Annotated in this window: 9 protein-coding genes; 5 read left to right on the plus strand and 4 right to left on the minus strand. The window is 69.5% G+C overall.

Annotated elements, in window-relative coordinates; genetic code table 11:
- Positions 1 to 35: 35 nt before the first annotated feature.
- Positions 36 to 587, plus strand: a complete 552-nt coding sequence (locus OG587_RS22890) for a hypothetical protein (protein ID WP_329093453.1) — start codon at positions 36 to 38, stop codon at positions 585 to 587.
- A 14-nt stretch (positions 588 to 601) separates the two neighbouring features.
- On the opposite strand, the gene OG587_RS22895 is transcribed toward OG587_RS22890, so the two are convergent.
- Positions 602 to 823, minus strand: a complete 222-nt coding sequence (locus OG587_RS22895) for an acyl carrier protein (protein WP_329093454.1) — start codon at positions 821 to 823, stop codon at positions 602 to 604.
- Between the two features lie 32 nt (positions 824 to 855).
- Positions 856 to 1,746: a glucose-1-phosphate thymidylyltransferase RfbA gene (rfbA, locus tag OG587_RS22900; RefSeq protein ID WP_329093456.1), complete on the minus strand. Its 891-nt coding sequence runs from the start codon at positions 1,744 to 1,746 to the stop codon at positions 856 to 858.
- A gap of 385 nt (positions 1,747 to 2,131) precedes the next feature.
- Between rfbA and OG587_RS22905 the strand changes: the two genes are divergently transcribed.
- Both OG587_RS22905 and OG587_RS22910 read left to right on the plus strand, forming a co-directional pair.
- Positions 2,132 to 2,920 carry a thioesterase II family protein gene (locus OG587_RS22905; protein ID WP_329093457.1) on the plus strand — a complete coding sequence of 263 codons (789 nt, stop codon included), beginning with the start codon at positions 2,132 to 2,134 and terminating at the stop codon, positions 2,918 to 2,920.
- Between the two features lie 854 nt (positions 2,921 to 3,774).
- A complete protein-coding gene (locus OG587_RS22910) occupies positions 3,775 to 6,528 on the plus strand; it encodes an ATP-binding protein (protein ID WP_329093971.1) in 2,754 nt (917 codons plus the stop codon).
- A 9-nt stretch (positions 6,529 to 6,537) separates the two neighbouring features.
- On the opposite strand, the gene OG587_RS22915 is transcribed toward OG587_RS22910, so the two are convergent.
- Together OG587_RS22915 and OG587_RS22920 are read right to left on the minus strand one after the other, a co-directional pair.
- On the minus strand, positions 6,538 to 6,948 hold the full coding sequence (locus OG587_RS22915; RefSeq protein ID WP_329093459.1) for a hypothetical protein: 411 nt from the start codon (positions 6,946 to 6,948) through the stop codon (positions 6,538 to 6,540).
- Positions 6,949 to 7,020: 72 nt separating this feature from the next.
- Entirely contained in the window at positions 7,021 to 9,216 is a 2,196-nt protein-coding gene (locus OG587_RS22920) for an MMPL family transporter (RefSeq protein WP_329093461.1), read from the minus strand.
- A gap of 377 nt (positions 9,217 to 9,593) precedes the next feature.
- On the opposite strand from OG587_RS22920, the gene OG587_RS22925 reads away from it, so the two are divergent.
- Positions 9,594 to 10,871, plus strand: coding sequence for an activator-dependent family glycosyltransferase (locus tag OG587_RS22925; protein ID WP_329093463.1), 1,278 nt, complete (start codon positions 9,594 to 9,596; stop codon positions 10,869 to 10,871).
- Positions 10,871 to 16,279, plus strand: a complete 5,409-nt coding sequence (locus OG587_RS22930) for a type I polyketide synthase (RefSeq protein ID WP_329093465.1) — start codon at positions 10,871 to 10,873, stop codon at positions 16,277 to 16,279. The genes OG587_RS22925 and OG587_RS22930 overlap by 1 nt, the downstream gene beginning before the upstream one ends.
- Position 16,280: the final 1 nt, after the last annotated feature.

Consider the following 16,280-nt stretch of genomic DNA (forward strand, 5'->3'; position numbering starts at 1 on the left):
GGTAGTTCACAAGTGGCGTGTCCCATCCTTTCCGTATGAGCAGCGCATTCGACGACATCGCAAACGCCTTCCAGCCGGTGCCGACCCCCGGCCCGGGACGCACACCGGGGAAGGTCGGCATGGCCATCCTGCTGATCCTCTGGACGGGGCTGGGCGTGCTGCCCTTCGTGGTCGCGGTGCCCGGCCTCAAGCTCGCGACGGGCTCGGTCGGCACCCCCGGAACGCTCACGGTCGTCTCGTGCCAGGATCTGGGGCAGGGCCGCTACGACTGCGAGGGCAGTTTCGCGCTCGACGGCGGCGGCGACGCGATCCCGGTCGACGCCTCGCCCGACTCCACCGCCGGTGACGTCAGGCGGGCCCAGCTCACCCCCGAGGGCGACCGCGCCGTCCCGACCGGCACCTCCGGCGTCCTCGCCGCGCTGACCATGCCGTTCCTCGGCGTCGGCGTGCTGGGCTTCCTGCCGTACGTGTTCCTCCACGTTCTCAAGGCGCGTCGCGGCAGGCGCACGGCGGTGGTCCTCGGTTGCGTCCTCACGCTCGTCTCGCTCGCCGGTGTCGTCACCGGCATGGTCGCCGCCTACTCCTGAGCCGTTCCCGGATCTCAGCCCAGGATGAGGCCGACCAGGTCGCCGACGGTCTTCAGGCCGCCGCGTTCGTCGTCGGTGAGGTCGAGGTTGTAGTCGTGCCTGGCGGCCGCGACGATCTCGGCCAGGAACGCCGGGTCGAGGATCTCGTCCATGGTGATCCCTGAGGCCGGTGTCCCGGTGATCTCGCCGATGAGCCGGCCGAGGCCCGGCAGGACGTCGTGTTCGGTCACCAACATGCCCGTCTCCCTCTCGCTGGTTGCCCGTTCCCCTATGACAGTGACGCCGAGAGCCCCGCGGACCTGGCGAGGTCCATGACGTACCGGCCGTAGCCGGAGCTCGACATCCGGACGCCCAGCCGGTAGCACGCGTCGGCGTCGATGAAGCCCATCCGCAGGGCGATCTCCTCCAGGCAGGCGATGCGCACGCCCTGGCGTTCCTCCATGGTCTGGACGTAGTGGCCGGCCTGCAGGAGCGAGGTCGGCGTGCCGGTGTCCAGCCAGGCGAAGCCCCGGCCCAGGACGACCAGGTTCGCCTGGCCGCGGCTCAGGTAGACCTGGTTCACGTCGCTGATCTCCAGTTCGCCCCGGGGCGAGGGCCGGAGGTTCTTGGTGATGTCGACGACGTCGTTGTCGTAGAAGTACAGGCCGGTGATCGCCAGGTTGGAGCGCGGGCGGACCGGCTTCTCCTCGATGCTCAGGAGCCGGCCGGAGGCGTCGATCTCGGCGATGCCGTACCGCTCGGGATCGCGCACCTCGCTGCCGAAGAGCACGCACCCGCGCACGTCCTTCGATTTTTCCAGGAGGAGGTCGGAGAACGCCGTGCCGTGGAAAATGTTGTCGCCCAGTATCAGCGCGACCGAGTCGTCCCCGATATGGTCGGCGCCGATGGTGAATGCCTGCGCTATGCCACCGGGCTCGTCCTGGACCGCGTAGTCGATGCGCAGGCCGAGCTGCGATCCGTCCCCCAGGAGAGACTGGAACCGGGGAACGTCGACAGGTGTCGAGATGATCAGAATATCGCGTACGCCGATGAGCATGAGCACGGAAAGCGGATAGTAAATCATCGGCTTGTCGTTCACCGGAAGCAGCTGTTTGGAAACGACCAGCGTGGCCGGATGGAGCCTGGTGGCGGAGCCACCTGCCAGGATGATCCCCTTCATGGCACGTACCCCCATCTAGATATGCGCAACGAGGAGAAACGATAATAGGCTCGGCCTTCCCTTCGAAAGGGCAATCCACTATCGCGAAAGGACGTAAGGGTAAGTTAGGGGTTGTCCGGCGTACGGATCCCCGGCTTATTCTCTTGTTTCAAGAGGTGCGCGACGAATTCGTTGCCCGCTGCTCACCGCTGCGGAGTGTGAGTCGATGTCCGTACTCGTTGAGGACGCGTCATCGGGTCCCGGCGTGCCGGAAGTGGATTTTCGCGCTCCGGAGGTCCGGCTGGGCAGGTTGTTCGATTCCGGGTCGATGAGCCCGCTGTCCGCGGCCGGCGGCGTGTACTCCCCGCGGCACGAGGGAAGAAGACGAACGAAGAAGGAGCGCGTCATGCCGGACACCGCCGTTGACAGCGACATGTGGATCCGCCGGTTCCACCCGGCTCCCCGGGCCGGGCACCGGCTGGTCTGCCTGCCGCACGCCGGGGCCTCGGCCAGCTATTTCTTCGGTGTCTCGCGGGCGCTCTCCCCGGCCGTCGAGGTGCTCGCGGTGCAGTATCCGGGACGTCAGGACAGGCGCGGTGAGCCCTGTGTCGACAACGTCCCCGAGCTGGCCGACTCGGTGGCCGAGGCCGTGAGCGGGTGGGCCGACCGGCCGCTGGCCCTCTTCGGTCACAGCCTGGGCGCGACCGTGGGGTTCGAGGTCGCCCGGCGGCTGGAGAAGCGGGGGATCGCGGTGACCGTGCTGTTCGCCTCGGGGCGGCGGGCGCCGTCACGTGAGCGTGACGAGACGTTCCACCTGCTGGACGACGAGAAGCTGCTGGCCGAGATCCGCGGCCTCGAAGGCACCAACGCCAACGTGCTGGCGGACGACGAGATCATCCGCATGGTGCTGCCCGCCGTCCGCGGGGACTACGCGGCGGCCGAGACCTACAGGTACGTCCCCGGCCCCGATCTGCGGGCCCCCATCCGCGCGCTCGTCGGTGACAGCGATCCCAAGGTGACGCTGGAGGAGGCCGAGGCCTGGGGCGAGCACACCGGCGCCGATTTCCGGCTGAAGGTCTTCCCGGGGGGCCACTTCTATCTCAACGCGCACCAGGCCGCGGTCCTGCGACTGGTCACGGACTGCCTGGCATCCACTTCCGCGTCCGACACCCCTACCCGGACAGAGGTCAAATAGGGGGTTGTCCCCTGCGGGGCACCGCTGGCAACCTTGGAGAGGTTACTCACCAAGGAGCGAGATCCAGGTGCCCTGTTTCCCGCACGCCGGAAAATCGGCGGAGTTGCTCGTCACACCCACTTCTGACCCCCGCGAGAGCCTCGACGAGGCAGAGGTCCGCCGATGACGACGGTTCCCGCGGTCGCCACCTCGCATCACCCGCCGGCACGCGAGCCGATGAGACTCTCGCGTCACCAGAGGTCCGTCATCGTGCACGGCACCGAGCGGGACGCCCACCGGCACTCACGTCTCGACGCCCGGATGGTCGACCACGATCACCCGCGCGTCTCGCGGACCCCGTGGCACGACGGCATCCGGCTCGGCGAGGTGTCGCTCGGCCGTTCACGTGAACGGAAGTCCCGGCGAGCGCCACAGGGCCGCTCACGGATTCTTCCAGTTCCGTGACCGAAAGGGTTCCGCCGCCCACGGGAAACGGTCCCGGTCGGTGTGGTGGAGCCCGCGTGGTCAACCGTAACGCGCTGGAAAACTCGTCGTTCACCGGATGGACGGCCGACGGGTGTAATTCACGAGTCGTTTCACCGCCACTGATGTTTTTGAAGCATTGTTCGGTGCGGGCGGAGTTGCCATGACACTGGGGGCCACGGGGTGGTTCGCCGATCTTGTGTCGTGTATTCCTCTCGCGAACGTCGCAGGTCAGATGCCGGATTCTCGCCATCGGGCCGGCGCTAGCCTCCCGAAAACAATTGTTTACCGGGGTCGACGATTTCACCGCACCATTTTGTAGTTATTACTGCGCGAAGCGTGGCCTGTGTCGCATATCTAGACACTTGTATGGGGTGGATGGTAGATTCACCGTGACGGGCATCGGGGGATGCCGGGGCAGGCACTGGGGGCTGAAGTCTGACCGAAGTCGGAGTACTGATTTGTTTGACCGGGGCGCAATTTCCAAAGGGCTGAGAAAACTCTACTTAGAAAGTGCCGAAGGGGACGGGCATGTAGTACTGGTCAGCGGTGGAGTGGCAAGCGGTAAAACCGAGCTCATTTATCATTTCGCTCAATACGCGGTCGAATCGGGTGCGCTGCTCCTGACCGCCGCCGGCTCGCCCGCGGAACGCACACTGCAGATGGGCGTGATGGGACAGCTCTTCCACAGCGCGCACCTGCCGTCGGATGTCTACGGGGAACTGGCATCCTGGGGTGGCGGGGACGTGCTCGAGGCGGCGCGCCTGGTGCACGAGGCGTGCGCCACCCTGCTGAGGCTCGCCAGGCAACGTCCGGTGGTGATAGCCGTCGACGACGTGCACTTCGCGGACGAGGCCTCGATGCAGACCCTCCTCTACCTGCAGCGCCGGATCCGGTCGGCACGGGTGCTCCTGATCCTGAACGAGCGGGCGGCACCGAGCAGGGCACACTCTCCCCTCGAACTCGAACTGGCCCGCCAGCCGTACTTCCGGATGATCAGACTGCGGCTCCTCTCGCCCGAGGGGGTCGAGCGGCTGATCGAAGCCGAACTGGGGTCGCCGGTGGCGCGCGAGCTGGCCGCCGAGTGCCATCGGCTGAGCGGCGGAAATCCGCTCATCGTGCGCGCCCTGATCGACGACTACCGGACCTACGGCGACGAGAGGCGCTCCGGTGAGGTCCAGGCGGTCGTGTGCCAGGCCTTCGCCCGAGCCGTGCTGGCCTGCCTGCAGCGCGGCGAACCGGAACTGCTGCGGGCCGCCCGCGCCACCGCGGTGCTGGGGGAGTCGGCGACGCCGGACACGATCGCCAAACTGCTCGAGACGGAACCCTCCACGGTCACGGCGCTGCTGCGACAGCTGGAGACGGACGGGCTCATGGACGGCGGAAGGTTCCGCCACGAACGGGCCCGTACCGCCGTACTCGGCGACATCCCGGCTGAGGAGTGTGCCCCGCTACACCTGCGCGCGGCCGGGATACTGCACGACGAGGACGCCCCGCACCTGGAGACGGCCGGACACCTGGTCGCGGCGGGAGCGGCGACCGAGTCCTGGGCCGTCCCGATCCTGGAGAGCGCGGCGAAGCAGGAGCTCGCCAGGGGCAACGCGCGGGAGGCGATCGACTGCCTGGAGCTGGCCAGGCGGGGCCGGCACGTCGACGAGGTGAGAGCCGCCGCGCTGACCGCGGAGCTGGTCCGCGCGCAGTGGCGGCTCAACGCCGCGGCCGCCGTCAAGGAGCTGGAGTCGCTGCTGGAGGCGGACGTCAAGGGCCTCCTCAGCGTCATGGACGCGCTCCTGCTGCTCAGGGCACTGGTGTGGTTCGGGCGCTGGCGCGACGCCGCCGCCGTACTGGCCAGGCTGGACGTGACGGCCGGGCACCTGGACGCGGCCGAGTACCGGACCACCCTGGAGTGGCTGCACTGCTGGTATCCGCAGGTGATCACTACCGCGTCCGGGGTGAGCGCCGAGAAGAGGTCGGCCACGAGCTGGACGGCGATGCTGACGCGAGGAGGCAGCCCCGAGACGGTGGACAACGCGGAGCTGGTGCTGCAGAGCTGCCAGGCCGGTGACACCGTGCTGGAGGCGGTTATCTCCGCCATGCACGTGCTGATCCACTCCGGGCGCGTCGACCGGGCGAGCTTCTGGTGTGAGTACCTGCTGGGGGAGGCGGCCCTGTGGCGGGCGGCGACCTGGCGCGCGGTCCTGCTGGACGTCCAGGCGGGCATCGCGTTGCGCTACGCCGACCTGCCTTCGGCCGAGCGGCACGCCCGCGCGGCGATGGAGATCCTGCCGGCCCAGGGCTGGGGGGTCGCCATCGGCTCGCCGATGGCGAAACTCGTCCTCGTCAACACCCGGATGGGGAAGTTCGCCGAGGCCAGGAGCCAGCTCCGGCAGATCCCCGCCGACTCCATGCGGAACACGAGGTTCTGGCTGCAGGTGCTGCACGCCCGCGGGCACTACTACCTGACCACCGACCGGCTGCACGCCGCGCTCGGCGACTTCCAGAGCGCGGGCATGCTGGCCGGCAACTGGGGTCTGGACTTCCCCTCGGTCATCCCGTGGCGCAGCGGCCTGGCGCAGGTCTACGTACGGATGGGGAAACTCGACGCCGCCCGCGAGCTGGCCCGCGAGGAGCTGGCCCTGAGCGGCGCGGACGAGGCGAACGTCAAGGGGGTCTGCCTGCGCGTGCTCGCCGCCGCGAGCGACGTCAAGCAGGGGCTGGTGCTCCTGCGGAAGTCCGCGGACCTGCTGCAGGCGTGCGGCGACCGGTACGAGCTGGCGCTGACCTTCGCCGAGCTCAGCCAGGCCAGGCAGGAGACGGGCGAGGTCGACCGGGCGCGGATGATGACCAGGCACGCGCTGCAGCTGGCCAAGGCCTGCCAGGCGAACGTGCTGTACGAGCGGCTGCTGCCCGACTGGAATGTGGCCGACGAGGCCGAGAAGGGCGGGCTCGACGTGCTCAGCGTCGCAGAGCGGAGGGTGGCGACGCTGGCCTCGCGCGGGCTGACGAACAGGGAGATCAGCCGGAAGCTCCATGTCACGGAGAGCACCGTCGAGCAGCACCTGACCCGGGCCTACCGCAAGCTCAACGTCAACAGGCGGACCGAGCTGCCCGTCGGCCTGCCACGGGATCTCACCGACACCGCGTGAACCGGGCACTCAGCCCTCTATCCAGTGATGCGACAGGGCGAACCTCGCCAGGTGCGCGCGCAGCTGGAGGATCTGCCTGGCGCTGAGCGAGGGCACCGCGACGACGATCACCTCGGTGATCTCCCGGAGGAACTCGCTCCGGGGCAGGACGTCGCAGAGGTCCTCCTCGGCCTCCTCCCGCCTGCTCGACAGCACGTACAGCACCGGCCCCCCGGTGGAACCGGCGAGGGCCACGTCGTACGCCTTCAACCCGTGGCCGCTCTCCTCGATCTCGAACGAGACCTCGGTTCCGGGAACGAACAGGTACTTGTCATCCCGCAGGTCGGCCGCGTGCAGACGGATCTCCTCGTCATCGTCGGAGACGATCGAGCCGTAGCCGCTGATGCCGTCGAACCGGAGGATTCTCCCGGAGTGCCTCACGCGAATCCTCCGTGTCGAGAACCTGTGGAGAGCGGCTGGTTCAAGGAACCCCCTCGCTAGATCGCCGGTCTGTCACTTCAGTAGCGTCACCCGTGGCCGCTCCTCGGGTGTCGGCTCCGGCGCGACGGTCCGGCCCAGCCGGGACGGCCACCAGTTGAAGCGGCCGAGCATCACCATCAGGGAGGGCAGGACGAGGATGCGGATGACGACCGCGTCGAGAAGCACGGCGACCGCGAGCGAGAGCCCGAGCTGCTTGAGCTCGACCATGCTCGGGAAGACGAAGCAGACGAACACCGAGACCATGATCACAGCGGCGCTGGTCACGACTCCGGCGGAGCTGACGATGCCGTCCGCCACCGCCTGGCGGGTGGTCACCCCCTCGCGTTCCGCGGCCTCCTTGATCCGGCTGACCAGGAAGACGTGGTAGTCCATGGAGAGGCCGAAGAGCACCACGAACAGGAACAGCGGCACCCACGAGATGATGGCGCCGTTGGAGCGGAAGTCGAGGAGCTGCTCGGCCCACTCGTACTGGAACACCGCCACCAGCACGCCGAACGCGGCGGCGGCCGAGAGCATGTTCAGCAGGATCGCGGTCACGGCGACGACCAGGGAGCGGAACGCCGCCACCATGATCAGGAGAGTCAGCAGCAGGACGAAGCCCACCACCCACGGCATCCGCTGCGTCTGGATGTCGACCTCGTCGATGTGCTTGGCGACGTCGCCGCCGACCGCGTGGTCGGCGCCGGGGATCGTGCCCATCCGGGCCGCGACGACCTCCTTGAGACGCCTCAGTGACTCCGCGGCCTTCGCGGTGTCGGCGGTGTAGGGGGTGGCCAGGTCGATCGTGTGCACGCGGCCGTCGGTGGACGCGCGGACGTTCGCCTCGGGGACCGGGACGAAGAGCGGACTGCCCTGCAGGTCCTGGACGATCCCCCTCAGCGCCGCGCCGACCTGGCCGGCCTGCGCGGCCTCGGCCCGCACCGCGACGACGTGCGCCGCGCCCTCCGAGGGGAAGGCCGCGGTCAGCCGGTCGTAGGTCTGCATCGCGACGATCTGCCGGGGCATGGTGTCGAGGCCCGCGGCGGTCAGCTTGAGGTTGAGGGCGGGAAGCGCCAGCGCCAGCATGGCCACCGTCGCGACGAGGAAGGTCAGCGCCGGGTGCCGCAGCGCGGGGCGCAGCATCGCCCGCCACATCCGGGGCTCCCTGCTCTCCCCGCCGAACCGGCCGAAGAAGGGGACGCGGGGGCTGTCGAGCCTGCGGCCGAGCTTGGCCAGCAGGGCCGGCAGCACCGTGAGCGAGCCGACCACGGCCACGGCGACGACGATGACCGAGCCGGTGGCGAGCGAGGAGAAGACCGCGATGCCGCCGAGGTAGAGGCTCATCATCGAGACGATCACCGCGAAGGCGGAGACGAGGATCGCGTGGCCGGAGGTGGCCGCGGCCAGCTCGACCGAGGCCGCGTAGTCGAGCTTCCCGCCCGACTTCGCGCGCTCCTCGCGCTCGCGCTTCACGTAGAACAGCGAGTAGTCGACGCCGACCGCCATGCCCATCAACAGGATGATGTTGTTGACCATGCCGACGTCGGGGAAGACGTGCGAGGCCAGCGCGGACAGGCCGATCGCCGCCACGATCGAGGAGATGGCGAGGATCAGCGGCACGGCCGCGGCGACGAAGACGCCGAAGGCGATCAGCAGGATCACCAGCGTCACCGGGGCGGTGAGCAGCTCGGCCAGCACCAGGTCCTTGGCGACCTGGTCGAAGATCCCGCTGTCGATGGTGACGCCACCGGTCTGCTCGACCCTGAGGGAGCGGTACGCGGACTGGGTGGCGGCGGTGGCGTCCAGGAGGGGCGTGACGTGCTCGACCGCCGACTGCTGGTCGGCGCGCATGGTGACCGTGACGAGGAGGGCCTGGCCGTCCGGCGACGGGATGGGGGAGCCGACCTCGGCGACCTCGGGCAGCGCGTCCATGCGCCGCGTGACGTCCTGCGCGGCGGCGTCGGCCGCGGCCTTGTCCAGGGTGCCGGTCCGTGCGGTGATCAGCACGTTCTCGACCGGCGGGTTGGGGAAGCCGCCCGTGGCGATGATCTCCTGCGTCCGGCCCGACTCTCCCGTCCAGAAGTCGGAGTCGACGGTCCCCCGGGTGCCCGCGAGCGAACCCGCGGTGATGCAGATCGCCACGAAGAGGATCCACCCGACGATGGCCTGCCAGGGGTGCGTCGCGCTCCACCTGGCCATACGTACTGCGAACCGTGCCACGTCGGTCATCTCTCCCTCGGTTGTCCGGGCTGCTGCCCCGCCGAACTATACCAATGTCTTATACGTTTGTACATCAAATGCCGGGGGTCGTGGCAGCCCCTCGAGAACGGCATGCCGTGAGGAGGGCACCCCGGATATGTCCCGGCTGGATTGCGCGGAAACATATTGAATTTTTTGCCGCCGATCGGCGATCACGATGTGTCACCGACGCGCCCTCACCGCGCTACTCGCGCGTTTAGGGGGACGATAAGGGGCGTTAAGGGGTGAGGGGGCGACCAGTCCGGCCGGTAACGTACGCCTGGAGAGAAGTGCGACAAACGCGAGGCGCCGAACCGCCGGCGACGTCCGCATTCGCGAACCTTTATATCGTCGGGTTGGAGAGATCCGTGCGTGTTTTGTTCACGACCTTCGCGGCAAGTACTCACCTGTACAACATGGTTCCGCTCGCATGGGCACTGCGTGCCGCCGGCCATGAGGTATGCGTGGCCAGCCGGCCCAATATCCAGGCCGACATTCTCGCGGCGGGACTGACGGCCGTCTCCGTCGGCGACGAGATCGACATGGTCAATGACGCGAAAATGCTGGAACAACTCCCCGATGACGGCACCCCTTACCGGATGGGTTACGACATCGCCGAGACGCGGCCGGAGAAATTGACACTCGAATACGTCAGGGACACGCTCGGCCTGTATTCCAGTTTCATTTCCGAGTACCAGGCGAACCAGGCGATGCTGGACGACCTCGTCCGCTTCGCGCGGTCCTGGAAGCCGGATCTGGTCATCTGGGACGCCCTGACCTACGTCGGTCCCGTCGCGGCCAGGGTCACCGGCGCGGCCCACGCCCGGATGCTGTTCGGGATGGACCACTTCGCCAGGATGCGCGAGCTGTTCCACCGGCTCCGTGCCCAGAACCCCGAAGGGCCGCAGAACGACCCGATGGGCGACTGGCTGGCCGGAAGGCTCGCCCCGTTCGGGCACGAGTTCGACGAGGAGATGGTGACCGGTCAGCTCACCATCGATCCGCTGCCCTCCTGGATGCGGATCTCGGGCGACCTGCCCGTCCTCCCCGTGCGTTTCGTGCCCTACAACGGGCCCTCGACCATCCCGGACTGGCTGGCCGAACCTCCCCGCGCGCCAAGGGTGTGCCTGACCTTCGGGGTCACGGCCCGCAACGTCGGCCTGCACCACATGCAGATCGGCGAGCTGCTCCAGGCGGTGGCCGAGCTCGACGTCGAGGTGATCGCGACCCTGAACGCCGAGCAGCTCGAGAGCGTGTCCTCCGTTCCGGCCAACGTCCACGTGCACGACTTCGTGCCGCTCAACGCGCTGCTGCCCAGTTGCTCGGCCGTCGTGCACCACCTGGGCGCCAGCACGATGGGCACCGCCATCGTCCACGGCGTGCCGCAACTGCTGGTCCCCGGCAACCTGTGGGGCGAGCCGCAGATGGCGCGTCTCCTGGAGGACCGTGGCGCCGCGCTGTTCATCGCACCGGAGGAGCTCTCCCCCGAGACGCTGACGTCGAATCTGGCCCGCCTGCTGGACGACCCGTCGTTCAAGGAGGGCGCGGCGCAGATCCAGAAGGAGATGCTGACCAGACCCAGCCCGGGAGACGTCGTGTCGACGCTGGAACAGCTGGTCGTCAGGCACGCGACCACAGGAGGGTGATGTCGATGGGAGACGAGACCAAACTTCTCGACTACCTCAAGCGTGCGACCGCCGACCTGCGGGAGACCCGCCGCCGCCTGGCGGAGGCCGAGCAGCGCGAGCGCGAACCCATCGCGATCATCGGGATGGGGTGCCGGTTCCCCGGTGGGGTGACCTCGCCGGAGGAGTTGTGGCGGCTGGTGGCCGGCGGCGGCGACGCCGTCTCGGACTTTCCCACCGACCGGGGCTGGGACCCCGATCTCTACGACCCGGATCCGGAGCACACCGGCAGGTCCTACACCCGGCAGGGCGGGTTCCTGCACGAGGCGGGGGAGTTCGACCCGGCGTTCTTCGGGATCAGCCCGCGCGAGGCGCTGGCGATGGATCCGCAGCAGCGGCTTTTGCTGGAGACCTCGTGGGAGGCGTTCGAGAACGCGGGCATCGTCCCCGGCTCGCTGCGCGGCGGCGACACCGGGGTGTTCGCCGGGGTGATGTACCACGACTACGCCTCCCGCGTCGGCAACGTCCCCCCCGAACTCGACGGTTATGTCGGCGGTGGCAGCGCGGGCAGCGTGGTCTCCGGGCGGGTGGCCTACACCTTCGGTCTGGAGGGGCCGGCGGTGACGGTGGACACGGCCTGCTCCTCCTCCCTGGTGGCACTGCATCTGGCGGTCCGGTCGTTGCGCGGTGAGGAGTGCTCGCTGGCACTGGCCGGTGGCGTGACGGTGATGGCGCTGCCGGACAGCTTCGTGATGTTCTCCCGCCAGCGCGGCCTCTCTCCTGACGGCCGGTGCAAGGCGTACTCCTCGTCGGCCGACGGTACGGGCTGGGCCGAGGGGGCGGGTGTCCTGCTGCTGGAGCGGTTGTCGGACGCTCGTCGTAACGGTCACCGGGTGCTGGCGGTGGTACGGGGCAGCGCGGTCAACCAGGACGGTGCCAGCAGCGCGATGACCGCGCCGAACGGCCCCTCCCAGGAGCGCGTCATCCGCGCGGCCCTCGCCGACGCGGGGCTGGGTTCCGCCGATGTGGATGTGGTGGAGGGGCACGGTACGGGGACGACGTTGGGTGATCCGATTGAGGCGCAGGCGTTGTTGGCGACGTATGGGCAGGGTAGGTCGGCCCCTTTGTGGTTGGGGTCGGTGAAGTCGAATCTGGGTCATACGCAGGCTGCTGCGGGGGTGGCGGGTGTGATCAAGATGGTGATGGCGATGCGGCATGGGGTGATGCCGAGGTCGTTGCATGTGGATGAGCCGTCGTCGCATGTGGACTGGTCGTCGGGTGCGGTGGAGCTGTTGAGCGAGTCCCGATCGTGGCCGCTGGGGGAGCGGCCTCGTCGGGCGGGGGTGTCGTCGTTTGGGATCAGTGGGACGAATGCGCATGTGATTGTGGAGGGGGTGGTGGAGGAGTCTGCCGTGCGGGTGGTGGAACGCGCGTTGCCGGTGGTGCCGTGGGTGGTGTCGGCCAAGTCCGCTGAGGGGTTGCGGGCGCAGGTCGCGCGGTTGGTGTCGTGGGCGGGGGATGCGCTGGATGTGGGGTATTCGCTGGCGGCGACTCGGACGGTTTTGGAGCATCGTGCGGTGTTCTGTGGGCCGGGTCGTGGTGAGCTGGCGGGGTTTGTTCCGGGGGTGGAGGGTGTGGCCGGGGGTCGTCACGCGGTGCTGTTCTCGGGTCAGGGGGCACAGCGGGCCGGGATGGGGTCGGGGTTGTATGCGGCGTTCCCGGTGTTCGCGGAGGCGTTCGACGCGGCCTGCCCGGTAGCGGTGAGGGAGGTGCTGTTCGGTGGTTCGGACTTGATCGACCAGACGATGTACGCCCAGCAGGGTCTGTTCGCGTTCGAGGTGGCCCTGTTCCGGTTGTTGGAGTCGTGGGGGGTGGTCCCGGATTTTGTCGGGGGTCATTCGGTGGGGGAGATCGCGGCTGCTCATGTGGCGGGGGTGTGGTCGTTGGAAGATGCGTGCCGGGTAGTGGAGGCGCGGGGCCGGTTGATGCAGGGGTTGGCCTCGGGTGGGGCGATGGCGGCGGTGGCGGCCTCGGAGTCGGATATCGCGCCGTATCTGAACGGGCGGGTGGGGTTGGCGGCGGTCAACGGCCCGGTCTCGGTGGTGGTTTCCGGTGATGAGGACGCGGTCGAGGCACTGCTGAACCGGCTGGACGGGGCGTACCGGGTCAAGCGGTTGCGGGTCTCGCATGCTTTCCATTCGGCGCGGATGGATCCGATGCTGGCGGAGTTCCGCACGGTCCTGGAGTCGGTGGTGTGGAACCACCCCCGCATCCCGCTGGTGTCGACGTTGACCGGTCACCTCGCCGACCCCGAGGAGATCGCGTCCGCCGACTACTGGGTGCGGCAGGTGCGTGAGCCGGTCCGGTTCGGCGACGCGGTGCGGACCCTGGAGGCCGAGGGCGTCACCACGTTCATCGAGGCCGGGCCGAGTCCGGCGCTGTCGGCGATGGAGACCCGGAACGCCGTGTTCGTCCCGTTGGCGCGTAAGGATCACGACGAGGTCGAGGCGGCGGTCCGTGGACTGGGCCAGGCGTGGGCCCGAGGCGTCACGGTCGACTGGCCGGCGATGTTCACCGGGTCGGGTGCTCGGCGGGTCGACCTGCCGACCTACCCCTTCCAACGACAGCGCTACTGGCTGCGGAGTGACACGTCCGCGGCTCCCTCGTTCGGGCACCCCCTCTTTGACGCCATGGTGCCGATGGCGGGCTCCGGTGGAGTGACGCTCACCGGGCGGTTGTCCGTGGAGACGCAGCCCTGGCTGGCCGACCACCGGGTGATGGGCGCGGTGATGTTCCCCGGCACCGGGTTCGTCGAGCTGGCCGTCCGCGCGGGTGACGAGGTGGGCTGCCCCACCCTGGCCGAGCTGACGCTGGCCGCGCCGCTCGTCCTGCCCGAGGACGGCGACATTCACCTGCAGGTCACGGTGGAGGCGGCGGACCAGGCGGGCAACCGGCAGGTGGCGGTGTACTCCCGCGCGGACAACGTCTCGCCGGACATGCCCTGGACGCGGCACGCCGGAGGAACGCTGACCCCGGCCCCGTCCTCGATTCCGGCCGACCTGAGCGCCTGGCCCCCGCCCGCCGCGGTGCCCGTCCCGCTCGACGCGCTGTACGAGCGGCTGGCCGAGCACGGCTACGCCTACGGGCCGGTGTTCCAGGGGCTGCGGGCGGCGTGGCGGCGCGGTGAGGAGCTCTTCGCCGAGGTCGAGCTCCCCGACCACGCGGCGGCGGACGCGGCACGGTTCGGACTGCACCCGGCACTGCTGGACGCGGCCCTGCACGCCACCCTCCTCGACGAGGGCGGGCGACGGGCGGCGGGAGAGACCTGGATTCCCTTCGTCTGGACGGACGTCTCGCTGCACGCGGCGGGAGCGTCGTCGGTGCGGGTGAGGCTCGTGCCGTCGGGGCCCGACGCGACGACGGCGTACCTGGCCGACGTCACGGGAGCACCGGTCGCGACGGTGGAGTCGGTCCTCGCCCGCCGGGTGTCCGCGGAACAGGTCACCGCCGCCCGGACGCGGCGCAAGGAGTCGCTGTTCCGGCTGGACTGGGTGACACCACCCCCTCCGGCCTCGGTCCTCGCCCAGGACACCTGGGCCGTCGTCGGACCGCAGGCCGGCGCCCTGCCGGGAATGACGCGCTATCCCGACATGGCGTCGCTGACGGCGATGGTCGACGGCGGCGGGTTCCCGCCCGGCGTGGTGATCCTGTCCCGCGTCCCCGGCGACGACGGTCCGGTGACCGTACGGCTGCGGGAATCGGTCAACCGGGTCATGGGCCTGGTGCGGTCCTGGCTGGCCGATGAGCGGTGGTCGACGTCGCGGCTGGTCGTCGTGACCAGGGGCGCGGTGGCCGCGATACCGGGCGAGGGCGTCACCGACCTCGCGGACGCCGCCCTGTGGGGCCTGGTGCGAGCGGCCGAGGCGGAGAACCCGGGCAGGATCGTGCTGGTCGACCTGGACGGGCAGGAGTCCTCGGAACGGGCGATCACCGCCGCCGTCGCCGGAGGCGAACCCGAGACGGCCATCCGGAAGGGCGAGCTGCACGTGCCTCGCCTGTCCTGGATCATGGACGACGGCGCGGGAGCGGGCGACCGTTGGGACACGGGCGGAACGGTTCTGATCACCGGCGGGACCGGCGGCCTCGGTTCGCTGGTCGCCCGCCACCTCGTCGTCAAACACGGCGTACGGTCGCTGTTGCTGACGAGCAGGCGCGGCCTGGACGCGCCGGGCGCGCGCGAGCTGCGGGAGGAACTCACCCTGCTGGGCGCGGACGTCAGGATCGCGGTGTGTGATGTGTCCGATCGGGACGCCGTCCGCGACCTGCTGGCGACCGTCGCGCCGGAGCGGCCGCTGACCTCCGTGATCCATACGGCGGGCGTCGTCGCCAACGGTGTCTTCGGCGCGCTCACCGAGACGCAGGTGGACACGGTGCTGCGGGCGAAGGCGGACGCGGCCTGGCACCTGCACGAGCTGACCGAGGGCATGAACCTGTCCGCATTCGTGCTGTTCTCCTCGGCCGCGGGCCTGGTGCTCGGCGCGGGCCAGGCCAACTACGCCGCGGCGAACACCTTCCTCGACGGGATCGCCGAGTACCGCAGGTCGCGAGGTCTGACCGCCACGTCCCTGGCCTGGGGGCCGTGGGCGAGCGAGAGCGGGATGAGCGCGTACCTGGACGAGGGGGGACTGCGCCGCCTGCGGAGGCTCGGCATACCCGCCATGTCCGAGGAGGAAGGGCTCGCCCTCTTCGACATGGCGCTGAACCTGGAGGAGGACGCCACCGTCGTGCCGATGCGGCTGGACGTCGAGGCGTTGCGCTCCCGGCCCGACGGGATCCCGGCGATCCTGAGCGGCCTCGTCCGCGGGCCCGTACGACGAGCCGCCCCGGCCGGCGGCAGAAACGCGGGCGGCACCGACCTGCGAGGACGGCTGGCCGCCCTGCCCGAGCAGGAACGTGACCACCTCCTCCTCGAACTCGTCCGCACCCAGGTGGCGGCGACCCTGGGGCATGGCGGGCCGGACTCGATCGCCCCCGACCGCGCGTTCCAGGAGCTCGGCTTCGACTCGCTGCTCGCGGTCGAGCTGCGCAACACCCTGGCCGCGGCCACCGGCCTGCGCCTGCCCGCCACGCTGGTCTTCGACAGTCCCAACGCCGCGGCGCTCGCCCGCCACCTCGGGCAGGAGATCGCACCGGCGGACGCGGACGCGGCCACCCCGGTCCTCGCCGTGGTCGACCAGCTGGAGTCGGTGCTCTCGGCCGCGGACCTGAACGGCTCGCATCCCCGGATCACCGCACGCCTCGAGGCGCTGTTGCGCAAGTGGCGCGAACGGCACAGCGACGCCGAGCCCGAGACGGTGGAGGACGGCTACGACGCCGTCAGTGACGAGGAGCTCTTCCTGGCCCTCGACACCGAGCTCGGCACCCCCTGAA

Origin of the sequence: Streptosporangium sp. NBC_01469, assembly GCF_036227305.1 — a bacterium.
Lineage (GTDB): Bacteria > Actinomycetota > Actinomycetes > Streptosporangiales > Streptosporangiaceae > Streptosporangium.